At 69.3% G+C, this 21,606-nt stretch carries 25 protein-coding genes and 3 tRNA genes; 18 read left to right on the top strand and 10 right to left on the bottom strand.

What is annotated here, in order from left to right; genetic code table 11:
• The first annotated feature begins 138 nt into the window (after positions 1 to 138).
• The gene (locus PQI07_RS04845) at positions 139 to 627 is read left to right on the top strand and encodes an Lrp/AsnC family transcriptional regulator (protein WP_043354596.1); all 489 of its coding nucleotides are present in this window, start codon (positions 139 to 141) and stop codon (positions 625 to 627) included.
• A gap of 119 nt (positions 628 to 746) precedes the next feature.
• Here the strand turns inward: PQI07_RS04845 and PQI07_RS04840 are convergent.
• From PQI07_RS04840 to PQI07_RS04830, 3 genes are all read right to left on the bottom strand, one after another.
• Positions 747 to 822 (bottom strand) — tRNA-Ala (locus tag PQI07_RS04840).
• Between the two features lie 55 nt (positions 823 to 877).
• Positions 878 to 953, bottom strand: a tRNA-Ala gene (locus PQI07_RS04835).
• A 152-nt stretch (positions 954 to 1,105) separates the two neighbouring features.
• Positions 1,106 to 1,492, bottom strand: a complete 387-nt coding sequence (locus PQI07_RS04830; protein WP_075381438.1) for a TIGR02300 family protein — start codon at positions 1,490 to 1,492, stop codon at positions 1,106 to 1,108.
• Positions 1,493 to 1,783: 291 nt separating this feature from the next.
• On the opposite strand from PQI07_RS04830, the gene aroA reads away from it, so the two are divergent.
• The 4 genes from aroA to PQI07_RS04810 all read left to right on the top strand — a co-directional run bounded on the left by aroA (position 1,784) and on the right by PQI07_RS04810 (position 4,425).
• A complete protein-coding gene (aroA, locus tag PQI07_RS04825; RefSeq protein ID WP_043381639.1) occupies positions 1,784 to 3,133 on the top strand; it encodes a 3-phosphoshikimate 1-carboxyvinyltransferase in 1,350 nt (449 codons plus the stop codon).
• Between the two features lie 5 nt (positions 3,134 to 3,138).
• Positions 3,139 to 3,777 carry a (d)CMP kinase gene (gene cmk / locus PQI07_RS04820; protein WP_274927685.1) on the top strand — a complete coding sequence of 213 codons (639 nt, stop codon included), beginning with the start codon at positions 3,139 to 3,141 and terminating at the stop codon, positions 3,775 to 3,777.
• 105 nt (positions 3,778 to 3,882) lie between these two features.
• Positions 3,883 to 3,958 (top strand) — tRNA-Lys (locus PQI07_RS04815).
• A 185-nt stretch (positions 3,959 to 4,143) separates the two neighbouring features.
• Positions 4,144 to 4,425, top strand: coding sequence for a hypothetical protein (locus PQI07_RS04810; RefSeq protein ID WP_043350305.1), 282 nt, complete (start codon positions 4,144 to 4,146; stop codon positions 4,423 to 4,425).
• A gap of 175 nt (positions 4,426 to 4,600) precedes the next feature.
• Here PQI07_RS04810 and PQI07_RS04805 read toward each other — a convergent pair whose 3' ends face one another.
• A complete protein-coding gene (locus PQI07_RS04805) occupies positions 4,601 to 5,539 on the bottom strand; it encodes an alginate O-acetyltransferase AlgX-related protein (protein WP_244538871.1) in 939 nt (312 codons plus the stop codon).
• A 318-nt stretch (positions 5,540 to 5,857) separates the two neighbouring features.
• Between PQI07_RS04805 and PQI07_RS04800 the strand changes: the two genes are divergently transcribed.
• Positions 5,858 to 6,037 carry a hypothetical protein gene (locus PQI07_RS04800; RefSeq protein WP_043350277.1) on the top strand — a complete coding sequence of 60 codons (180 nt, stop codon included), beginning with the start codon at positions 5,858 to 5,860 and terminating at the stop codon, positions 6,035 to 6,037.
• A gap of 18 nt (positions 6,038 to 6,055) precedes the next feature.
• Here PQI07_RS04800 and PQI07_RS04795 read toward each other — a convergent pair whose 3' ends face one another.
• Positions 6,056 to 6,346 carry a PilZ domain-containing protein gene (locus PQI07_RS04795; protein ID WP_274926166.1) on the bottom strand — a complete coding sequence of 97 codons (291 nt, stop codon included), beginning with the start codon at positions 6,344 to 6,346 and terminating at the stop codon, positions 6,056 to 6,058.
• Between the two features lie 448 nt (positions 6,347 to 6,794).
• Here PQI07_RS04795 and PQI07_RS04790 point away from each other — a divergent pair, with 448 nt between their 5' ends.
• Entirely contained in the window at positions 6,795 to 7,823 is a 1,029-nt protein-coding gene (locus PQI07_RS04790) for a hypothetical protein (protein WP_274926165.1), read from the top strand.
• Positions 7,824 to 7,841: 18 nt separating this feature from the next.
• On the opposite strand, the gene PQI07_RS04785 is transcribed toward PQI07_RS04790, so the two are convergent.
• Together PQI07_RS04785 and PQI07_RS04780 are read right to left on the bottom strand one after the other, a co-directional pair.
• Positions 7,842 to 8,183, bottom strand: a complete 342-nt coding sequence (locus tag PQI07_RS04785) for a hypothetical protein (RefSeq protein ID WP_043350294.1) — start codon at positions 8,181 to 8,183, stop codon at positions 7,842 to 7,844.
• Between the two features lie 70 nt (positions 8,184 to 8,253).
• Entirely contained in the window at positions 8,254 to 9,117 is an 864-nt protein-coding gene (locus PQI07_RS04780) for a formyltransferase family protein (RefSeq protein ID WP_043381630.1), read from the bottom strand.
• A gap of 109 nt (positions 9,118 to 9,226) precedes the next feature.
• Here PQI07_RS04780 and PQI07_RS04775 point away from each other — a divergent pair, with 109 nt between their 5' ends.
• Together PQI07_RS04775 and PQI07_RS04770 are read left to right on the top strand one after the other, a co-directional pair.
• A complete protein-coding gene (locus PQI07_RS04775) occupies positions 9,227 to 9,961 on the top strand; it encodes an SDR family NAD(P)-dependent oxidoreductase (protein WP_075381444.1) in 735 nt (244 codons plus the stop codon).
• Between the two features lie 4 nt (positions 9,962 to 9,965).
• Positions 9,966 to 11,570, top strand: coding sequence for a cryptochrome/photolyase family protein (locus tag PQI07_RS04770; protein ID WP_075381445.1), 1,605 nt, complete (start codon positions 9,966 to 9,968; stop codon positions 11,568 to 11,570).
• Here the strand turns inward: PQI07_RS04770 and bcsS are convergent.
• A complete protein-coding gene (gene bcsS / locus PQI07_RS04765) occupies positions 11,537 to 12,190 on the bottom strand; it encodes a cellulose biosynthesis protein BcsS (RefSeq protein WP_274926164.1) in 654 nt (217 codons plus the stop codon). The two genes, PQI07_RS04770 and bcsS, sit on opposite strands and share 34 nt — an antisense overlap.
• Before the next feature lie 365 nt (positions 12,191 to 12,555).
• On the opposite strand from bcsS, the gene PQI07_RS04760 reads away from it, so the two are divergent.
• Positions 12,556 to 13,158: an exopolysaccharide biosynthesis protein gene (locus PQI07_RS04760; RefSeq protein ID WP_210274666.1), complete on the top strand. Its 603-nt coding sequence runs from the start codon at positions 12,556 to 12,558 to the stop codon at positions 13,156 to 13,158.
• A gap of 3 nt (positions 13,159 to 13,161) precedes the next feature.
• On the opposite strand, the gene ldtR is transcribed toward PQI07_RS04760, so the two are convergent.
• Together ldtR and PQI07_RS04750 are read right to left on the bottom strand one after the other, a co-directional pair.
• Positions 13,162 to 13,674: a transcriptional regulator LdtR gene (ldtR, locus tag PQI07_RS04755; RefSeq protein ID WP_274926163.1), complete on the bottom strand. Its 513-nt coding sequence runs from the start codon at positions 13,672 to 13,674 to the stop codon at positions 13,162 to 13,164.
• 160 nt (positions 13,675 to 13,834) lie between these two features.
• Positions 13,835 to 14,293: a DUF6163 family protein gene (locus tag PQI07_RS04750; RefSeq protein ID WP_043381621.1), complete on the bottom strand. Its 459-nt coding sequence runs from the start codon at positions 14,291 to 14,293 to the stop codon at positions 13,835 to 13,837.
• Between the two features lie 212 nt (positions 14,294 to 14,505).
• Between PQI07_RS04750 and hemB the strand changes: the two genes are divergently transcribed.
• The 8 genes from hemB (at position 14,506) to PQI07_RS04710 (ending at position 21,598) form a co-directional block, all read left to right on the top strand.
• The gene (gene hemB, locus PQI07_RS04745; protein WP_274926162.1) at positions 14,506 to 15,564 is read left to right on the top strand and encodes a porphobilinogen synthase; all 1,059 of its coding nucleotides are present in this window, start codon (positions 14,506 to 14,508) and stop codon (positions 15,562 to 15,564) included.
• Positions 15,561 to 15,929, top strand: a complete 369-nt coding sequence (locus tag PQI07_RS04740) for a hypothetical protein (RefSeq protein WP_075381448.1) — start codon at positions 15,561 to 15,563, stop codon at positions 15,927 to 15,929. The genes hemB and PQI07_RS04740 overlap by 4 nt, the downstream gene beginning before the upstream one ends.
• A gap of 110 nt (positions 15,930 to 16,039) precedes the next feature.
• The gene (locus tag PQI07_RS04735; protein ID WP_043350249.1) at positions 16,040 to 16,531 is read left to right on the top strand and encodes an RDD family protein; all 492 of its coding nucleotides are present in this window, start codon (positions 16,040 to 16,042) and stop codon (positions 16,529 to 16,531) included.
• A 124-nt stretch (positions 16,532 to 16,655) separates the two neighbouring features.
• A complete protein-coding gene (locus tag PQI07_RS04730) occupies positions 16,656 to 17,402 on the top strand; it encodes an arginyltransferase (RefSeq protein WP_274926161.1) in 747 nt (248 codons plus the stop codon).
• A 119-nt stretch (positions 17,403 to 17,521) separates the two neighbouring features.
• On the top strand, positions 17,522 to 18,829 hold the full coding sequence (purB, locus tag PQI07_RS04725) for an adenylosuccinate lyase (protein ID WP_043760520.1): 1,308 nt from the start codon (positions 17,522 to 17,524) through the stop codon (positions 18,827 to 18,829).
• 52 nt (positions 18,830 to 18,881) lie between these two features.
• Positions 18,882 to 19,739 carry a D-amino-acid transaminase gene (locus PQI07_RS04720; protein WP_043381611.1) on the top strand — a complete coding sequence of 286 codons (858 nt, stop codon included), beginning with the start codon at positions 18,882 to 18,884 and terminating at the stop codon, positions 19,737 to 19,739.
• A 121-nt stretch (positions 19,740 to 19,860) separates the two neighbouring features.
• Positions 19,861 to 20,151 carry a hypothetical protein gene (locus PQI07_RS04715; protein ID WP_043350288.1) on the top strand — a complete coding sequence of 97 codons (291 nt, stop codon included), beginning with the start codon at positions 19,861 to 19,863 and terminating at the stop codon, positions 20,149 to 20,151.
• A 154-nt stretch (positions 20,152 to 20,305) separates the two neighbouring features.
• Entirely contained in the window at positions 20,306 to 21,598 is a 1,293-nt protein-coding gene (locus tag PQI07_RS04710) for an adenylosuccinate synthase (RefSeq protein WP_043350287.1), read from the top strand.
• Positions 21,599 to 21,606: the final 8 nt, after the last annotated feature.

The following is a 21,606-nucleotide window of genomic DNA, read 5'->3' as shown; positions in this document are numbered from 1 at the left end:
CCATCGCGCCATGTCCGGATTGATATTCCGCGATTTGGGCGATAGGCGGCAAAATATGCCTCTGTCGCGAGGCCGGAGCGCCTCGCCCGTCGTCGTCGGAAGCTGCGCTTCGCGGCGGCCAGATTGGAGACCGAACCGATGCCCGCACGACCGGCCCCCCTCGACGCCGCGAGCCTGCGCATTCTCGAATGTCTGCAGCAGGACAGCGAGATCAGCATCGCGGATCTCGCCGAGCGGGTGGGCCTGTCGACGTCGCCGTGCTGGCGCCGCGTCAACGACCTGAAGGAGGCGGGGGTGATCCGCGGCTGCGTGGCGGTGGTCGACCCGCTGAGCCTCGGGCTCGCGGTCAACGTGTTCGTCCACGTGTCGCTCGAGAAACAGACCCAGGCCGCGCTCCAGGCCTTCGACGAGGCGGTGCGCAACCGCCCCGAGGTGATGGAGTGCTATCTGATGAGCGGCGAGGCCGACTACATGCTGCGGGTCGTGGTCGAGGATCTCGGCCAGTACCAGAAGCTCGTCCTGGACCACCTCACGCGGATCCCCGGGGTGGCCAACATCCGATCGAGCTTCGCCCTGGGGCAGGTCAAGTACGCGACCGCGCTGCCGCTCGGGCACCTGACCCGCTGACCGGACGCGGCCGCCCACGGTGCATCAGTGGCAGCGGGGTCCGCTCGCGACGGCGAAATCTGGAAAGTCTCGTTCTCGGGTACGCAGGCCGCGATGGGCCGCGTCGCGCGCGAGATGAATGGTGGAGCCTAACGGGATCGAACCGATGACCTCTTCCATGCCATGGAAGCGCTCTCCCAGCTGAGCTAAGGCCCCATAATTTTCACTGCATTTCGCGTCCCGTGGAGGGCCGCGTCACGCGAGAGTGGGATGGTGGAGCCTAACGGGATCGAACCGATGACCTCTTCCATGCCATGGAAGCGCTCTCCCAGCTGAGCTAAGGCCCCACTTTTAGCATCCGCCGCGGGTTGGGTCCCGCGGGGTCTCGCCGGTCTAAATCGCGTCCGGCGAGGCCGGTTCTATAGGCGGCTCGCACCGCGGACTCAACCCCCTTTTTCGCTGCCGCCGGGGGTTTTTCATCGGGGAGGCGACGACCGCCTCAGCCCTCTTCGTCGTTCTCGATATCGCCGTCGATCAGGTCGGAGACATCGTCGTCGCCGGCGTCCTCTTCCTCCAGGAAGGTGTCGTCGTCGGCGGTATCCCCGTCCTCGACCGAATCGTCCTCGGGCGTCGGATCCGCATCGTCCTCGGCGGCTTCGACCTCGTCGAGGGAAACCAGCTCCGGACCCTTCTCGTCCGTCTCGTCCTCATCGTCGTTGCTGGCCGCGCTCCGCGACAGCGCCGGAGGCGCTGCACGGCTCGAGGTGGCCACCGCCTGATAGACCGCGCCGCATTTCGGGCAGACGGCGGGATCTCGGGCGAGGTCGTAGAACTTCGCGCCGCAGCTCATGCACTGGCGCTTCAAGCCAAGTTCCGGTCGGGCCACGGGCGGACACCTCGTCGTCAGTTCTGTCTCGGGGGAGGGGCCCCGTTAGTCGCGGTGGCGGTCCCTGTCAATCGAGCCCGAGCAGGGCGTTCCGGGCCGCGTCCTACGGAGGATCGGCGGGAGGATCGGCAGGAGGATCGTCCGGAGGATCGACGAAGACATCGGATTGATGACGCCGGCCGGTACCCGTGTTAACCGCCCGGCGATTTCACCGTCCGATTGCAGCGCCGCGGCCGAGCCGCGCGACGCGCCGGATCCAGGCCCACTCGTCAGAGCCCGAACGGACGTCCCGTGTCGCACGATTCGACTCCACAGCCCCTCACCGCCGCGCCGGGCACCCCGCTGCGCGGACGCCTTCGGCCGCCCGGCGACAAGTCGATCTCGCATCGGGCGATGATCCTCGGCTTGCTCAGCCAGGGCGAGACGCGGGTCGAAGGGCTGCTGGAGGGCGATGACGTCCTGCGGACCGCCGCCGCCGCGAAGGCGCTCGGCGCGGGCGTCGAGCGCCTCGGGGCCGGACGCTGGCGGGTCCGGGGCGTCGGCATCGGGGGCCTCGGCGATCCCGCCGACGTCCTCGATTTCGGCAATGCCGGCACCGGCTCCCGCCTCATGATGGGCGTGGTCGGTGGGCAGCCGGTGACCGCGACCTTCGACGGCGACGCCTCCCTGCGTTCGCGGCCGATGCGCCGCATCCTCGACCCGCTCACCCGGATGGGCACCCAGGTCCTAGCCGAAGCCGAGGGCGGCCGCGTGCCCCTGACCCTGCGGGGCCCCAAGGAGGCGATCCCGATCACCTACGAGACCCCGGCGGCCTCGGCGCAGATCAAGTCGGCGGTGCTGCTCGCCGGCCTCAACGCGCCCGGCGTCACCACCGTGATCGAGGCGGCCGCGACCCGCGACCACACCGAGCGGATGCTGCGCCTGTTCGGCGCCACGGTCGTCGTCGAGCCGCATGGTCCCGGCGGCCACGGCCGCAAGGTCGCGCTGACCGGCCAGCCGACCCTGCGCGGCACCGATGTCGTGGTGCCGGCCGACCCGTCTTCGGCGGCCTTCCCCCTGGTGGCGGCGCTGATCGTCCCCGGCTCCGACGTGGTCATCGAAGGCGTGATGATGAACCCGCTGCGCATCGGGCTGATCACGACGCTCCTGGAGATGGGCGCGCAGATCGAGCGCGTGGCGGAGCGGGAGGAGGGCGGCGAGACCGTGGCCGATCTGCGCGTGCGCGCGAGCCGCCTGACCGGCGTCGACGTCCCGGCCGAGCGGGCGCCCGCGATGATCGACGAGTACCCGGTGCTGGCGGTGGCGGCGAGCTTCGCCGAGGGCCGGACCCGGATGAACGGCCTGCACGAGCTGCGGGTCAAGGAATCGGACCGCCTCGCCGCCGTGGCGGCGGGGCTGGCCGCCAACGGCGTCCGCCACGCGGTGGAGGGCGACGACCTCGTGGTGGAGGGCGACGGCGCCGCCGCGCCGGGCGGCGGAACGGTCGCGACGCATCTCGACCACCGCATCGCCATGGCGTTCCTCGTCATGGGGCTCGCCGCACGGAACCCGGTCACGGTGGATGACGGCGCGATGATCGCCACGAGCTTCCCGAGCTTCCTTCCGACCATGCAGGCCCTCGGCGGCCGGATCGAGGCGTGACCGGCATGCCGCTCGTCATCGCGATCGACGGACCGGCCGCATCCGGCAAGGGCACGCTCGCCAAGCGTCTGGCCGATCATTACGGCCTGTCGCATCTCGACACCGGGCTCCTCTACAGGGCCGTGGCTATGGCCCTGCTCGATGCAGGCCTGTCGCTGGAGGATGCCGCGGCCGCGGCGCAGGCGGCCCAGGCCCTCGATGCCGGCAAGCTCGACGACCCGCGGCTGCGCGACCGGGCCATGGGCGAGGCGGCCTCGCGCGTCTCGTCCGTGCCGGAAGTCCGGGCCGGCCTGCTCGCCTGGCAGCGCCGCTTTGCCGCCGATCCGCAGGGGGCGGTGCTCGACGGGCGCGACATCGGCACGGTGGTCTGCCCCGGGGCCTCGGTGAAGCTGTTCATCACGGCGTCCTCGGAGGAGCGCGCCCGCCGCCGCCATCGGGAACTGGTCGGCCGCGGCGAGTCGGCGACCTTCGCGACGATCCTCGCCGACATCGAGGCCCGCGACGCCCGGGATGCATCCCGCAGCGCCGCACCCCTGCGCATGGCCGACGACGCGATCCGGCTCGACACCACGGAGCTCGATGCCGACGCGGCCTTCGCTGAGGCCCGGGGCATCGTGGAGCAGAGCCGCGGCGACGCGGATTGAGGGCGGATTGAGGATTGTCCACGTCCCTTATGTTGACCCCCCGGGCCCGCTCACCTATTGCGGACGCGCCGTCCCCGACGGGCCACCGCGATCGGCCCGGGACGCGAGCGCGTAGCTCAGCTGGTAGAGCAACGGACTTTTAATCTGTAGGTCCTGGGTTCGAGTCCCAGCGCGCTCACCACACCCTTGGTGATCCCCATCGGACGCGGCTGACCGGCAACGGCGAACCGCCCGCGGTCGTTGACGGGCATTCCCTTTCAGATTGACGGTGCGTTGCCGATTGCGCTGGCGCTCGCAGAACCTGCGGTGGAACCTCTTTGCGGCGTATTGGGTTGGGCCCCCAACGTAACCGTGAAGGATTCATCGATGCGAAAGCTCGCACTCATCTCCGCCCTGAGCCTCTCCATCGGAGCTCTCGGTGCCACCAGCGCGGACGCGCAGGGCTATGGCTACGGGCGGCATCACGGCTACGGATACGGCCACGGATATCATCGTGGATACGGCCCGCGCCGGGATTACGGCTATCGTCGTCATCGCGGGATCTCGACCGGGGCTGCGGTCGGTCTCGGCATCGCCGGTGCGGCCGCCGGAGCCGTTGCGGCGGGCGCCCTGAGCCGGGGTCCGGGTTACTACGGATCCGGCTACTGAGCCCAGCCACGGATTTTGACGCAGAGCCCCGTTGCCCCCGCGACGGGGCTCTCGCCGTTTTTCACCGCCGCATCGATGGACCGGCCTTTTTCGCCGAGTCGATGATGTAAGGTTTCGGGGCTTGGCGCCATCGTCAGGGGCGGCCGAAACCGACGACGGCGTCCGCGTGATCGTCTCACCGCAGCCAGCGCCGGATCTGTTCGCGGAGGGTCGGGCGGACGGCACGGCGCGCTCGGGCCTCTGCGAAGCGATCGATCTGGATCCTGTCGTTGGGGACCTGACGCAGGAAACGCTCCGCGATCTCGAAGATCACGACATCCGGCCGAACCGCCTCGACATAGCGCCAGTCGATATTCGCCGACCAGATCGCGTGCACCTCGTGGAAGGTCTCGGCCAGCATGGCGGTGAGACGCGCCCCCGGGCTGTAGATGTAGGAATCGCCGAACAGGATCACGCGCCGCTGATCAGGGGCCGTTTTGTTCTGCAGCACGACCCGCGACCCGACGAACAGACCGCGCGGTCGCACGGCGCGTCCGGACTCGCGAACCTCGACCAGCGCGTTCGCGTCGATCCGTTCGGCACGGCGCGGGAAATCGTAAGCCACATACGCTTCGTCGACCGGAGGGACGAGCTTCTCGCCGAGATCGAAGGTGAAGGTCTCGCGGGTGCTGGTGCCGGCAAAGACATGGTCCGCCACCGGTGCGTTCAGGGCTTCGCAGAGGGCGCGATAGGCGATGAGATAGCCGCGATAGGTCCAATGCGTGTCCGTCCGCAGGTAGACCGGCTCGCCGCCCCGGGCGGCAACGAGAGGCGTCTGCAGATCCGCCATCGGAGCTCCGCTGTCGGCGGCGACCGATCGGGCGAGGCGGACGCCCGGCGGGTCGTCGAGCCCCGGAAAGGGGCGGCCGAGCAGGTCGGGATAGATCGCCAGCTTGTCGGGGACGACGGTATGCACGTGGCGGATTCCGAGGGCGTCCAGGCGGCGTGCCCGGTGCCCGATCAGCCGGGTCCAGCGTCTGAGGATCCGTCGCGAGGTCGCGGTGTCGCCGTAGAAGGCCTCCACCTCGCCGGCGCGCCCGACCCAGTACAACCAGCCCTCATGTCCCACGGCCACGCCGCTGCCGCTCGCCTTCACAGGTCGAAGTCCCCCCGCTGCCTGCGACAATCCTCAACGATGCCGCTTGCTTCCGCCTCGACGGATCTGCGCGGGATTGCAACCCCCTGACCCTGAGGGCACGCGCTCGGCACGGGTCTACGGTGGAGATGCCGGCGCGGTGCCGCCCTGCGGTCGTGTCCGGAGTGCAGGGACCCGTAGGCGCCCGGGTGGTGATTTTCGCGATCGGCGGACCTGCGGTGAAACTTTACGCCTCCGCGGCGGGTACTGCCGGGCAGGCGCACGCTTCCGTGCGGCGTTCCGCAAAGGGGCCGGGTCATGTCCGCGCTTGTCACGTTCATCGGTTGCGGCTTGGTTCTCTTCGGTTTCGCAGCCGAGAAGTTCGCCGAGCATCGCTGGCTCGCCGCGAGCCGGCCGGCACCGCTCGACGCCCTGGCCATCCTGGCGCTGACGCTCCCGGCATTCGGACTGATGCTCATGGCGACCTTGGCGACCTGAGCCGGGACGGCGCGTGCCTCAATCGGAATCCGGACTGAACGCCACGCCGACCGTCTGCTCCGTCCGCCAGATCAGGCGAACCGCGTGCCGCGTTTCTGAACTCGTCAACATTAGATCGAACGCGTTCTCGAGCAGCGCCGCCTGCTGGCCGAGGAACTCCAACATCGCGCCGCGATCGGAGATGTTTCTGACCTGACACGGATAACGCGCGCCGTCCCGTTGCTGAGCAAAGGCCAGCAGGGCGGTGGGCTTCCGCTCAGTCGCCCGTCGCTCCGCCAGGGCGCTGTAAGGGCGTGCGGTGCGGTACACGGCCGAGGTTCCTGCCTGGATCCGTTGATGGGCGCGATATCAGTAAAAATGCGCGGTATTTACTAATAGATGATTGATGGTCCCCGATCGTCTGGCGGAAGGACAAGACGTGGCGCGTCTATCGGCGGGAGTTCGCATAATCACCGCGGGCCCTTTCCGGGCGACGGCGGTCCCTTGCCGACCTTGATGAACCTGCCGACCAAGAGGCCCAGCGGGATCGATATCAGGAGCCAAATTCGCAGGAAACGAAGGGCTTTCATGGGTCCGAACCGGTGGCGAAATCCGGCCTGCATCAGATCACATCGGGAGCCCGGCACCGAATCCGCAACCCGCCCAGCGAATCGGGGCGGATGTCGCCGCGACGCTTGGCAGAGCCTATCTCGCACCGAGGGGCGGCCGCCCGTCCGGTTCCGGGCGCGGCCGTGCCGTACGGATATCGGAGACGATCATGCGCATCCGCCCTGGCTTGGTCCTGCTGGCCAGCATCGCGGCCGGTCTGCCGCTTTCCGGCGCCGCCGAGGCACCCGGACGGCCGCCGTCAGCCGCGCCCGTCCCCGATCAGTCTTGGCTGCCGACCCTTTCCCGGAGCGTCCAGGGAACCGGCGTGCCGGGGCTGGACGGCGGCCACGTCTTCCTCTGGAACCGGCCGCAGGCCTTCGATCCGGTCTCGACCCTGCGGGTCGACCGGCACGTGCCCGAAGGGTCGGGTGAGGCCACCCACACCTACAAGGCGATCTGGGCGCTCGGCTCCACCGGCCCGCACAATGCCGGCTACGAATGGACGATCACGGGCGAACTGCACAATCGCGCCCTCGCCAGCACCGGGGCACAGAACGTCGCCGTCAATGGCACGATCTTCAAGGAACCGAACGGGGTGGGGCCGGTGGGGCCGTCCTGGGCCGGCAACTTCAATTGCGTCGACATGACCGACGAGGCCGACCCCGTGGCCTCGTGCATCGGCGCCGAGATCGACGTCTCGGCGCAATCGCCGACGACGGATCGGAACCGCCAGCGGGTCGGTCTGCAGATCTCCACCGGCGGCGTGCCGGGGGCCCATACCGGCTACGGCATCCTCATGGGCAATCTCACCGGATCCATCACCGACCGGGCGATCTCGTTCCAGGGGGAGGGGACCTACGGCATCGGGATCGACGCTGCCGCGGCGCGGTTTACCGGCGTGCCGATGCTGCTCGCGGCCGGACAGGCGATCGGGCTCGACGGCAACCGCGACGGCGGCTTCTCCCGCAGCCTCGGCTTCGACGGGCGCGATCTGGTCTATGGCACGGGAGCCGGACCGGTCCTGCGCGTCAGCGACACCGGGCAGATCGAGGCCGCCTCTTTCCGCGAGACACAGCCGCGGCCGCCCGCGAGCAGCCGCGCACCCTGCATCACGGGGGACCACGCCTGGGACGAGGCCTACGAGTACCGCTGCGTCGCGCCCGATCGCTGGAAGCGCGCGGCGCTCAGCGACTGGTGAGCCGCGCGCCGCGGGGCGTCAGCGATCGAGGATTCGCACCACCGCACGGGTCTCGGGGTCGACGACCACGATCTTGTCGCCCGGCGCCACGAAGTAGCCGAAACGCCGCAGGCGCGGATTCGGGGCCTCCGTGAAGGGGGCCAGACGCACGTCGGGCGGCACGATGCTGCCGGGACGCAGCGGGATCGATCCGACGATCGGCCCGGGCCCCACGGGTCGGCGCACGATGTAGTCGCGCACCACCACGTCGTCGTCGGGGCCGAACTCGTCGGGGGTCACGATCACCGCCTGCGCGAAGGCGGAGCCGGTGAACAGCGCGGCAAACCCGAGGGCTGCGGCGAGGCTGGCGCGTGTCGACATGTCGGACTCCGTAATGTCCTGGGCCGCCGGAAACATCAGGGTTGGCGCTTCGGTTCCCGGTCGGCGTCGGTCAGCGGCCGACCTGCCCGGCTTCCGCGAGGGGCACCGGCGACCAGCGGGTCAGCTGAACGTAGCCGTCGAGGGCCGCGACCACGACGTGGCGGCGGTGGCGGTGCACCACCGTCCCGGGCGTGTGCGCGTGGCGTTCCGGCCAGCCCTGGGCCTCCGCCACGAACACCCGGGCATCTCCCAGCCGCGCGATCGTCTCGACCGTGCCAAAGGCCCGCACCCGGCGCAGGACCGTCGCGACGTCCTGCCGGAAATCGAGCGTCCGGTCGAAATCGGTGGCACGGGGCCAGTAGGAGCCGTCGCCCTGCGGCTCGGATCTCCGCCATCGTGCGGGCAGTTCACGGCCGAGCGGGCCCGCGGCGAGACGGCGGGCCGCCATCTGGCACTTGGCCAGCAGGGTCTCGTGGCTCTCGTGCGAACTTAAGCCGAAGATATCCTGCGCGAGGATGTCGCCGGTGTCGAAGCCGTCGGCGAGGACATGGGCGGTGACGCCCCAGCTCTCGTAGCGGTCGAGGACGGCGCGGAACAGCGGGTAGGGGCCGCGGCCCGTCGGAAGCGGGGAGGGGTGGATGTTGAGGCCGTAGGCGGCGCGGCCCTTCCAGCCCTTGATGAGCCAGGGATATCCCGCGACCACGAGCGCCCAATCCCGGCCGTGCTCGGCCTGGAGCGCCTCGATATCCCGTTCGCGGATCCGCGACAGCTGGATCGGCAGCCGCAGCGCCCGGGCGCGGGCGACGATGACTTCGTTGTGGTCGTAGATCCCGTCACAGGGGCGGGTGAACAGCTTCACCGGCGTCCAGCCGGCATCCAGCAGTCCCTCGAAGACTCCGCCGAGGAAGTCGATGCCGGCGAACGCGAACTTCATCCTTGCCGCCTGCGACCTTGTGCACGTGGAGGGCGCGGATCCGCCGTCTGCCCGGGAGCGTCCCTCGCCTTACCTTGATCGTGCCAATGCGGGTAGCAAGGGGTTCGGCGTGCGTCGGGTGATCATCTACGGCGGAACCGGAGGCATCGGTCTTGCCACGGCGCGTGCCCTCCGCGCCCGAGGCTACGCCCTGCATCTCGCGGCCCGGGACGCGGATCGCCTGTCTAAGGTCGCCGAGGATCTGGGGGAGACGCGCATCACCGCGGGCGACGTCACCGATCCGGACTTCGCGTCCGCCGTGACCGAGGCGGCGGGCCCGGACCTCGCGGGGCTGGTCTACGCAGTCGGCACCATCAATCTGCGGCCGCTGAATCGGTTGACGCGGGCGGATGTCGAGGGCGACTTCGCCATCAATGCGCTCGGTGCCTTCTCGGCGGTGCAGGCCGCCGCGGGCGCGCTGAAGGCCGGTGCCGGCGCGGCGGGGGCCGGGATCGTCCTGTTCTCGACGGTGGCGGTGGCGCAGGGTTTTGCCGCGCATGCCTCCGTCGCCATGGCGAAAGGCGCCGTAGAGGGCTTGGCGCTGTCCCTGGCGGCCGAACTCGCGCCCCAGATCCGCATCAACGTCGTGGCGCCCTCGCTGACGCGCACGCCGCTCGCTGCGGGGATCACCGGCAACGAGACCCTCGCGCAGGGGATTGCGGCCATGCATGCCCTCCAACGGCTCGGGCGTCCGGAGGATGTCGGCGCCCTGGCCGCCTTCCTGGTCTCCGAGGAGGCGGCCTGGATCACCGGCCAAGTCATCGGCGTGGATGGCGGCCGCTCCGCCCTCCGGACCAAGGGCTGAGACGATGGCCGGAAAACGCCGCGGCGCCGCCGCACCGCGCGGCACGCTGCGCTTCGTCCTCGGCGATCAGCTGACGCGCCGGGTCTCGAGCCTCGTCGACCTCGACCCCGAATGCGACGTGGTGCTGATGGTCGAGGTCCGGGACGAGGCGACCTATGTCCGCCATCACAAGCAGAAGATCGCCTTCCTGTTCGCGGCCATGCGCCACTTCGCGGCCGAGTTGGAGGCGGAGGGGATCACCGTCGACTACGTGCGCCTCACCGAGGCGGGCAATACCGGTAGTTTCACCGGCGAACTGGAGCGCGCCGTCGCGCGGCATCGGCCGGAGCGGATCGTCGTCACCGAACCGGGCGAGTGGCGCGTCTGGGAAATGATGCAGGATTGGCGCGAGAGCCTGCCGATGCCGCTCGAGATCCGCGCCGACAACCGTTTCCTGTGTCCGCGTGAGGATTTCGCGAAATGGGCAGACGGCCGGCATCACCTGCGGATGGAGACCTTCTACCGGGGCATGCGGCGTCGGACCGGCCTTCTGATGGATGGCGGCGAGCCCGCCGGCGGCCGCTGGAATTACGATCCCGAGAACCGCAAGCGCCTGCCCAAGGGGCATCGTCCGCCGGACCGGATCGGCTTCCAGCCCGATTCCGTGACGCGCGAGGCCATCGCCCTCGTCGAGGCGGAATTCGGCGACCATTTCGGCGATCTCTCCGGCTTCTCCTGGCCGGTGACCCGGGCCGACGCCCTCGCGGCGCTCCGGCACTTCCTGGCCGAGGCCCTTCCGACCTTCGGCGACTATCAGGACGCAATGAAGACCGGCGCGCCCTTCCTGTACCACGCCCTCCTGTCGCCCGCCCTCAACGCCGGCCTGCTTACCGCCGAGGAGGTCTGCTGGGCGGCCGAGCGCGCCTACCGCGACGGTGCGGCGCCGCTCCACTGCGTCGAGGGCTTCATCCGGCAGATCCTCGGCTGGCGGGAATACGTGCGCGGCCTCTACTGGGCGCGGATGCCCGCCTACCGGGACACCAATGCCCTCGGCGCGCGCCGCGACCTGCCGTGGTTCTACTGGTCGGGGGAAACGGCGCTGAACTGCGTCGCGCAGGTGGTCACCGAGACGCGCGCCCACGCCTACGCCCACCACATCCAGCGCCTGATGGTGACCGGCAACTTCGCCCTCATCGCCGGCCTCGACCCGGCGCAGGTGGAGGAATGGTACCTGATCGTCTTCGCCGACGCCTACGAATGGGTCGAGTTGCCCAACGTTCACGGCATGGTTCTGTGGGCCGATGGCGGCGTGATGGGCTCCAAGCCCTATGCGGCCTCGGGCGCCTATATCGACCGGATGTCCGATTACTGCGCGTCCTGCGCCTACGACGTGAAGGTCAAGTCCGGGCCCGAGGCCTGTCCGTTCAACTATCTCTACTGGAACTTCCTGATCGAGAACGAGGAGCGGCTGGCCGGCAATCAGCGCTTGGCGATGCCGTACCGGACCCTGCGCGGATTCGGCGACAAGCGCCGCGCCGAGATCCGCCGCGACGCGGCCGCCTTCCTCGATGCCCTCGAGGCCCGGCCGAGCGCCGATCAGAGGGGCGACCAGACCGACAGCGTCACGTAGGGACAAGCCCGGGCCCGGCGCGACTCGGTCTGAAGGCCCACCGACGCGCGGAGGCTGTACCGGCCGAGGGCGAAGTCGGTCCCGTGCAGGCCGAGGCTCCACTTCGCGTAGCCGGTCGCGTCGGTGTAGAGCGCCGCCTCTGGGCCGAGATAGGTCTCCCAGAGGCGATAGCCCCAGGCGAGGCGCGCCCAGAGGCTGTCCCGGGCCGAGCCCGCGACGGCGGTCGCCTGAAGCAGCGTCGCAGCGGTCGGACGTGCCCAGACCTCGCCCTGCAGGCGCAGGCCGAAGCGGGTCGGCAGGGCGTCGCGTGTCGGCCCTGCGATCAGCATCTCACTCGTGGTCTCGAGGCCGGCATAGGCCGCGACCACGCCCCAGTCGAAAAACCACTGATGCCCGGCGAGTGCGGCGGCGGCGACGGTGTACCGTTCGCGGGGACCGTCCGCGCCGCTTTCCGTGCGCCGTCCGCCGCCGACGGTCGCCAGCGCGACGAAACCCTCCTGCGCGAGAGAGGTGAGGCCGACCTTCGCGCCGAGGGTCAGGAACGTGTCGCCGCCCGCGTCGAGGCTGCCGAACAGCAGCGTGTCGATCTCGCTGGCGTGCGCCGTTGAAGCAAAACCCACGATGCCTGCCAGAAGAATCAGAGTCGTTGGCCTTCGCGCATGGATCTTTGAGGCTGTGCGATGGCTTTGCACGATCAATCCTCCGGACTCGAAGGATCGGTTTAAGATAAAATTAACCTTTTTGCATCGATTGGCGCGATGTCATCCCCGGATTTGTTGGCGCCATGATCCGGAAGCCCGGCAAAAGCGTGCCGCATGTCCGCCGGCGTGCGCTGAGACTTTGGGAATGCTTGGCCGGGCTGCCGGGCGCGGCGCGGTGCGCGGCCACCTGCCGGCCGCCATCGCGCTGTCGCGAATCCGCCGTGCTTGGCGTGCCAGATGTTCTCGGCTAGAGCCCCCGCGGGTTAGCGAAGGTTGGCAGATCCTTGACCTCCGGTGCACGAACGTCGGACGTCCTCACCGTGCTGGCGAGCCAGGAGGGCGAGCGCCTCACCGTGGGCGACATCGTCGCGGTCCTACGGGATCGCGCCTTCGCGCTGCTCGTGGTCCTGCTGGGGCTGCCGAATTGCCTGCCGATGCCGCCGCCGATCCCACTGATTTGCGGCCTGCTCCTGCTGCTCGTGGCGATCCAGATCGCCGCCGGCATGTCGGCACCGTGGCTGCCGCGGATGCTGCTGGGCCGCTCCATCGCCTTGACGGATGTCCGGCGCGCTGTGACCCGCGCGGTGCCGATCCTGCGCCGCCTGGAGCGCTGGTCGCGCCCCCGCGTCAGCGTCTTCGAGACCGCGCTCGGCATGCGCGGCATGGGGATCGTCCTGCTGGCCCTGGCGCTGGCGCTGATCGTGGCCGCGCCCATCGTCGGGCAGATCCCGCTCGGTCTCGCCGTCTGCCTGGTCGGGCTCGGCCTCGTCGAGCGCGACGGTCTCGTCGTGCTGGGCGGCCTCGTCATCGGCGTGTTCGGCGTCGCCATCAATGCCGGCTTCGCCTATGCGGTGATCGCCGGGGTTGCCGGGCTCCTCAACCTCTGAGCCTCAGAGGCGGTAGCGGATCTGGTCGGTCCAGAAGCGCTCCAGGCGGCCGAGCGCCTGATTCAGGCGGGCGAAATCGTCCTCGGAGATCCCACCGATCGGCGTGATCGTCCGGGCATGCTTGTCGTACAGCCCCTGGATGATCTCGTGGACCTGACGGCCCTTGTCGGTCAGGCTGATCCGCACGGAGCGCCGGTCCGTCTTCGAGCGGGCATGGTGGAGGTAGCCCGCCTCGACCAGCTTCTTCACGTTGTAGGAGACGTTGGAGCCGAGATAGTACCCCTTGGTCCGCAGCTCGCTCGCGGTCAGTTCCTTGTCGCCGATGTTGTACAGCAGCAGCGCCTGGACGCTGTTGACGTCCTCGCGGCCGCGGCGCTCGAACTCGTCCTTGATCACGTCGAGCAGGCGGCGGTGCAGCCGTTCCACGAGGTGGAGCGCCTCCAGGTAGGAGCCCTTCGCGCCCAAGCCTTCCTCGGAAGCTTCGATCTGCGCGACTCGGGCGTTCTGGGTCTTCATCTCTGCCTCGCCATCCGATGATCCGGCACCCGTTCGATGCGGCGCCGTTGATGATGGCTAAGCTAGGGCTCGGGAATGAAAGGCGATTTAAGCGACAGGATGAATTCGCGATTTACTCTTCGCGGTAAAGACAAACTGAATGAAGATAAGAACGGTTCGTTCACCGTGCTTCCTGCGCCGCCAGCCAGGACAGCAGGAAGTACAACGTCACGACGCAGCCCCCGAATACGAGCAGCGGCACCGATAACGGCAAGAGTTGCGGTGTCAGAACCGCCAGCGTCATCGCCGACGTGACGGCGAGCAGCCAGATGACGCCGCCCCAGGCGCTCGTCAGCCACAGGCCGATCGCCGCGGCGGCATCGATCACCGCGAAGTAGACGATGGCGGATTGGCGGCCGAAGGGCTCGGCCTCGAAGGGGCGGACACCCGGCACGACGTCGAGGATGGTCGCCCAGGCGAAGACGCTCTTGAGCAGCCAGACGAGGGCCGTGAGCCGCATGAACCAGATCAGCACCGTATCCCACGTGCCGGGTGCCGGCCCCTGGACGCGCTCGATCCGGTCGCTGGGGATCCCCCCGGGCCGGGGCGTCCTGCGCCGGATCGGAAAATAGCCGGGCACTATCGGTGACTCGCGGAGATGATGGGCCGGCTCATGGACAGGGAACAGGATCCTGGTCTTCGGGAACGCAACGCGCCGGGTTGAAGCCGTTCCGCCGTCCTGCGTCAACGGTCGGGTTTCGCCGCACAGGTCCGGTGTGGTAGTCGAACGCCTCCGGCGCAGGGGCGCCGCGCGATCCGCGGCGTGGTCCGCGCGAACGGTAGCGAAGCCGCATGTCAGACACCCTGCCAGAGCCGCGCCCTCTCGCCGTGGAGGCCGCCCGCGAGGGCGCCCGCGTGGAGGGTCTCAAGATCACCCAGCGCCCGCGCCGCAACCGAAAATCGGAATGGTCGCGCCGGCTGGTCCGCGAGCATACCCTGACGGTCGACGATTTGATCTGGCCGATGTTCGTGATCGAGGGCGAAGGCCGGCGCGAGCCGATCGCCTCCATGCCCGGGGTCGAGCGGCTCTCGGTGGACGAGGTCGTCCGCGACGCGGAGCGCGCGGCGCGCCTCGGCATTCCGGCCATCTCGTTCTTCCCCTACACGGATGTGGCGCTGCGCGACCCGACCGGCTCGGAGGCGCTCAACGCCAACAATCTCGTCTGCCGGGCGGTGCGGGCCGTGAAGCGGGCCGTGCCCGAGGTCGGGATCATGACCGACGTGGCGCTCGATCCCTACACCAGCCACGGCCATGACGGCCTGATGAAGGACGGCGCGGTCCTCAACGACGAGACCGTCGCGGTCCTCGTCGAGCAGAGCCTGATCCAGGCCGAGGCCGGCACCGACATCATCGCCCCCTCCGACATGATGGACGGGCGCGTGGGCGCGATCCGCGCCGGCCTCGACAGGGCGGGGTTCCTCGACGTGCAGATCATGGCCTACGCGGCCAAGTATGCCAGTGCGTTCTACGGGCCGTTCCGCGACGCGATCGGCACCAAGGCCGCCCTCGTGGGCGACAAGCGCACCTACCAGATGGATCCGGGCAACTCGTCCGAGGCCCTGCGCGAGGTCCGCCTCGACCTCGACGAGGGCGCCGATTCGGTGATGGTCAAGCCGGGCCTGCCCTATCTCGACATCATCCGCCGGGTCCGCGAGGAGTTCCAGGTCCCGACCTTCGCCTACCAGGTGTCCGGCGAGTACGCGATGATCGAGGCGGCCGCCCGGAACGGCTGGCTCGACGGCGACCGCGCGATGGTCGAGGCGCTCCTCGCCTTCAAGCGGGCCGGAGCCGACGGCGTCCTCACCTATCATGCGCCGCGGGTCGCGGAGCGCCTGCGCAGCCATCCGTGACACGCGGGCACCGCTGGCTCCTCGGGGCCGCGGTCGTCGCCGGCTTTCTCGGCGGGCTCGCCGCCTGTCAGGACACCCTGCGCCGGGATCGCGTCGCCACCTGCCGGCGGGCGTTGCCGGCCGTGGCGCCGCAACCTGGGATCCGGCTCTTGCGAGCGGCGCCGGGACCGACGGCGAATTCGGTCCGGGTCGATTATTCCGACGGGACCCGGCCGCACTGGCTGACCTGCCGGTTCGATGCCGGGACGACCCTCGTGGCCCTCGCCACTGAGGGGACGACCCTGTCGGGGCCCGCGCTCTACATGCTGAGGCGATTCTATCTCGACACGCCGGACGCCGCGGCCGGCGACCCGGCCGGACGGTAAGGCAGTCCTGCAGCAGCGCGAAGCCGAGGCCGGGCAAACGCATCCTCTTGCGGCCTGAGCGGCGCGCACCCACCTTCTCGCCCGCAGCCTCGCTGGCAGGACGCGACATCATGCAGAACCCCCAACCCGGATACGCGCAGCGCTTCGACACGGCACCCGGCTATGCGGCGTCGCTGCCGGTTCCGTTCGTGCGGGCGAGTCTCGGCGGCCGGACGGTCGCCTATCTCCTCGATATCCTGTTCATCTTCGGCTTCACGGCCCTGCTGACTTTGCTGATCACCGTGATCGGCGTGGTCACGTTCGGCCTCGGCTGGACCCTGTTCGCGGTGCTGCCGGCGAGCGGCATCATCTATAGCGCGATCACGGTGGGCGGGTCGAAGCAGAGCACGATCGGCCAGCGGTTGATGGGCCTGCGCACCATCGCACCCGAGAGCGGCGCGCGGGTCGACGTGATCACGGCCGCGGTCCACGCGCTGTTGTTTTACGTGGCGATCTCGACCTTCCTGCTCTGGTGCGTCGACATCGCGTTCGGCCTGATGCGGTCGGACCGGCGTCTCGGTCACGACCTGCTGCTCGGCCTGGCCGTCGTCCACGCCCGCTGAGCGTCGAACCCGGCGATGAAAATCTGACGGTGCGACCGGTCGGGCCATTGAGCCTTGGCCGGTCGCCTGTACATTGACATGCCGGCGCCGAGAGGACGAACCCGGCGCAGGGCCTGTGAGAAGCGTGACCAGCCATCCGCGCGACACACCGCAATTCTACCTCACGGCCCCCTCGCCGTGCCCGTACCTGCCGGGACAGGAGGAGCGGAAGGTCTTCACCCACTTGGTCGGGCGGCGCGCCCGCGACCTCAACGAGATCCTGACCCAGGGCGGCTTCCGTCGCTCGCAGACGATCGCCTACCGTCCCGCCTGCGAGACCTGCCGCGCGTGCATCTCGGTGCGTGTCGTGGTCGATGAATTCGTGCCGAGCGCCAGCCAGAGACGCATCCTGGCGCGGAGCGCCGACTGGATCGGCACGCCGGAGCCGAACCGGCCCGCCTCGGAGCAGTACGCCCTGTTCCGCCGCTACCTCGACGCCCGCCACGGCGACGGCGGCATGGTCGACATGACCGTGCTCGACTACGCCATGATGGTCGAGGACAGCCACGTCGACACGCATCTGGTGTCGTACCGGCGGCACGGGCCGGACACGGCGGTCACCGGCCGCGGCTCCGGGGCGCCGCTCGCCTTCTGCCTGACGGACGTCCTCTCCGACGGGCTGTCGATGGTGTACTCGTTCTACGATCCCGCCGAAGCCGCGCGCTCCCCCGGGACCTTCATGATCCTCGACCATATCCGCCGGGCCCAACGGCTCGGCCTGCCGTATCTCTATCTCGGCTATTGGGTCGAGGGGTCGCGGAAGATGGACTACAAGTCCCGTTTCCGCCCGCAGGAGCGCCTGATGGGCCAGGGCTGGGTGCGGATCGACTGATCCCGCTGTTGCCGACGGTCCACATCCGTTGCCGTCCCGTCATGGCCGATGCGCATTGAGCGGCCGGGCCGGCGCATGCTACCGGCCTCGCACGCAATACGGACCGTGCCGAGGCCCCCATGATCCCCCGCTACAGCCGCCCCGCGATGACGGCGATCTGGTCGCCCGAGAGCCGCTTCCGGATCTGGTTCGAGATCGAGGCTCACGCCACCACGGCGCTCGCCGAGATCGGCGTCGTCCCAAAGGAGGCGGCCGAGACGATCTGGGCCAAGGGTAAGGACGCGGTCTTCGACGTCGCCCGCATCGACGCGATCGAGGCGGTGACGAAGCACGATGTCATCGCCTTCCTCACCCATCTCGCCGAAATCGTCGGTCCGGAGGCGCGCTTCGTCCACCAGGGCATGACCTCGTCGGACGTGCTCGACACCTGCCTCAACGTCCAGTTGGTGCGCGCCGCCGACATCCTGATCGCCGACGTCGATTCGCTCCTCGCCGCCCTCAAGGCCCGGGCCTTCGAGCACAAGCTGACCCCCACCATCGGCCGATCGCACGGCATCCATGCCGAGCCGGTCACCTTCGGGTTGAAGCTCGCCCAGGCCTATGCCGAGTTCGAGCGCAACCGCCGCCGCCTCGTCGCGGCCCGCGAGGAGGTCGCCACCTGCGCCATCTCCGGGGCGGTCGGCACCTTCGCCAATATCGACCCGCGGGTGGAGCAGTACGTTGCCGAGAAGATGGGCCTGACCGCCGAGCCGGTCTCCACCCAGGTGATCCCGCGCGACCGGCACGCGATGTTCTTTGCCACCCTCGGCGTCGTCGCCTCGTCCCTGGAGCGCCTGGCGATCGAGATCCGGCACCTGCAGCGCACCGAGGTTCTGGAGGCGGAAGAGTTCTTCTCCGAGGGGCAGAAGGGCTCCTCGGCCATGCCGCACAAGCGCAACCCGGTCCTCACCGAGAACATCACCGGCCTCGCCCGGATGGTGCGCGGCTACGTTACCCCGGCGCTGGAGAACGTCGCCCTCTGGCATGAGCGCGACATCTCGCACTCCTCCGTCGAGCGGATGATCGGCCCCGACGCCACCGTGACCCTCGACTTCGCTCTGGCCCGCATGACCGGGGTCATGGAGAAGCTGCTGGTCTACCCGGCCAACATGCAGAAGAACCTCGACCGGCTCGGCGGCCTGATCCACTCGCAGCGCGTGCTTCTCGCGCTCACCCAGGCCGGCGTGTCCCGCGAGGATTCCTACCGGCTGGTCCAGCGCAACGCGATGCCGGTCTGGCGCGGCGAGGGCGATTTCCTGGCCCTGCTCAAGGCGGACCCGGAGGTCGCCGCAGCGCTCGCGCCCGAACAGATCGAGGCGTGCTTCGATCTCGACTACCACTTCAAGCACGTGGACACGATTTTCGGGCGGGTGTTCGGCGACCGCTGAGCATCCCGCACGATTCCTGCTTGGGCCCGCGACGAACACAGGACAGCTCTCCGTGACCGCTCCCCGCATCGTCTACCTCAACGGCCAGTTCCTCCCCTACGAGGAGGCGCGCGTGCCGATCATGGATCGCGGCTTCCTGTTCGCGGACGGCATCTACGAGGTCTCGGCGATCATCGACGGCAAGCTCGTCGACAACGCCGCGCATCTCGCCCGCCTCGACCGTTCCCTCGGTGAGATCGGCATTCGCAATCCGCACGATGCGGCAAGCTGGGAGCGCCTGCAGACCGAACTCGTCGCCCGCAACGGCGTCACCGAGGGGCTGGTCTACATGCAGGTGACCCGGGGTGTGGCCGAGCGCGACTTCGCCTTCCCGAAGGCCGGCACCGAGCCCACCGTGATGATGTTCACGCAGGCCAAGACCGTGCTCGCCAACCCGCTTGTCGAGAGCGGCGCCCGGGTGATCACCGTCGAGGATCTGCGCTGGAAGCGGCGGGACATCAAATCGGTGGCCCTGCTGGCGCAGGTGCTCGCCAAGCAGCAGGCGGCCGAGGCCGGCGTCGCCGAGGCGTGGATGGTCGAGGATGGCGCGGTGACCGAAGGGTCGTCCTCGACCGCGTTCATCGTCAGCCGCGACCGCGTGCTCGTCACCCGGCCGCTCTCCACGGCGCTCCTGCCGGGCATCACCCGGGCGTCGGTCCTGCGCCTCGCCCAGGAGGCGGATCTGCGGATCGAGGAGCGGCTGATTCCGGTCGAGGAGGCCTACGCGGCACAGGAGGCCTTCTACACCAGCGCCTCGGCCTTCGTCATGCCGGTCATCGAGATCGACGGCCGCGCCATCGGCGAGGGGCGTCCGGGGCCGCTGACCCGGCGCCTGCGGGACCTGTACATCGAGGCCGCGCGTCGGGGCTGAAGCCCATCGGTTGCCCGGATACCGTCCACAGGTGGACCCTCCGGCCTTCCAGGCCCGCAGGAACGGATTCCGTCTCCGACTGTTCCTCCCCGAATTCGTATCCCGAACCGGGGAGGCTCTCATGCCGAAGAAGATCCTGATCGCCGCCTTCGCGGCGACCCTGGCGGCGGTGCCCGCCTATGCTCAGACACCCAGCCCGTCTCCGACGCCGCCCGAGCGCGTGCGCCCGAACGCGGATGCGCCGCCGCAGGATCAGTCGCTCAGCGACAAACTTCAGAAGAACGACGGGGTCATCAAGCCACCGGATTCCGGGACGACCGGGACCGTAGTGAAGCCCGATCAGTCCGGGACCATGCCGGTCATCAAGCCGCACGAACTCCCGGGCCGGACGCCCGGAACCGAGGCCAAGTAGTCGCGCCGGGCCTATCGCCGAACCGCAGAACGGGTCGCCCGTGCGGTGTCTTGCTTGATTTCGCTGGCTGGATCGCGGAAACGGCACACGACGTGCGCCGCCTGCACCCGTGGGCGGCGCCGTCCCGGTTTCCGTCGCGGGTAAGCAGGCAGGCATGGCCAACGTCGTCGTTGTGGGCGCCCAGTGGGGCGACGAAGGCAAGGGCAAGATCGTCGACTGGCTCTCCGAGCAGGCCGACATCGTCGTCCGGTTTCAGGGTGGGCATAATGCCGGCCATACGCTCGTCATCGACGGCGTCACCTACAAGCTGGCGCTGCTGCCCTCGGGCGTGGTCCGCGGCGGCAAGCTCTCGGTCATCGGCAACGGCGTCGTGGTCGATCCCTGGCATCTCGTGGACGAGATCGACCGGATCAAGGCCCAGGGTGTGGAGGTCTCCCCCGCGTCCCTGCGGATCGCCGACAACGCCACGCTGATCCTGCCGCTCCACCGGGAGCTGGATCATTTCCGCGAGACCGCCAATGCCGGCCTGAAGATCGGCACCACCAAGCGCGGTATCGGGCCGGCCTACGAGGACAAGGTCGGGCGCCGGGCGATCCGGGTCGTCGATCTTGCCGATCCCGACGCCTTGCCGGCCAAGATCGAGCGCGTGCTGACCCATCACAACGCCCTGCGGCGCGGCCTCGGGATCGACGAGGTCAATGCCGAGGCGCTGCTGTCGGAGCTGAAGGCCATTGCGCCGAAGATCCTGCCTTTCGCCGACACCGTCTGGGCGCTGCTCGACGAGGAGCGGCGGGCCGGCAAGCGCATCCTGTTCGAGGGCGCGCAGGGCGCGCTGCTCGACGTCGATCACGGCACCTATCCGTTCGTCACCTCCTCCAACATCGTGGCCGCGCAGGCGGCGACGGGCTCGGGCCTTGGCCCGGGTGCGATCGGCTACGTGCTGGGCATCGCCAAGGCCTACACGACCCGGGTCGGCGAGGGGCCGTTCCCAACCGAGCTGTTCGACGAGATCGGCGAGACCATCGGCAGCCGCGGCCGCGAGTTCGGCGTCAACACCGGGCGCAAGCGCCGCTGCGGCTGGTTCGACGCCGTGCTGGTGCGCCAGACGGTCCGGACCTCCGGCATTCACGGGATCGCGCTGACCAAGCTCGACATCCTCGACGGCTTCGAGGAGATCCGCGTCTGCACGGGCTACATGCTGGATGGGCAGCCGATCGACCATCTGCCGGCGAGCCAAGCCGCTCAGGCGCGGGTCGAACCGGTCTATGAGGTGATCCCGGGCTGGTCGGAGACGACCGCAGGCGCTCGATCCTGGGCGGACCTGCCGGCGCAGGCGATCAAGTATGTTCGCCGGATCGAGGAGTTGATCGGGGCGCCGGTCGCCCTGCTGTCCACCTCCCCCGAGCGGGACGACACGATCCTCATGCACAATCCGTTCGAGGACTGACGCGTCGC

It is taken from the genome of Methylobacterium sp. 092160098-2, assembly GCF_028920805.1.
GTDB classification, from domain to species: domain Bacteria; phylum Pseudomonadota; class Alphaproteobacteria; order Rhizobiales; family Beijerinckiaceae; genus Methylobacterium; species Methylobacterium fujisawaense.
This window is presented reverse-complemented; position numbering and strand designations above follow the sequence as displayed.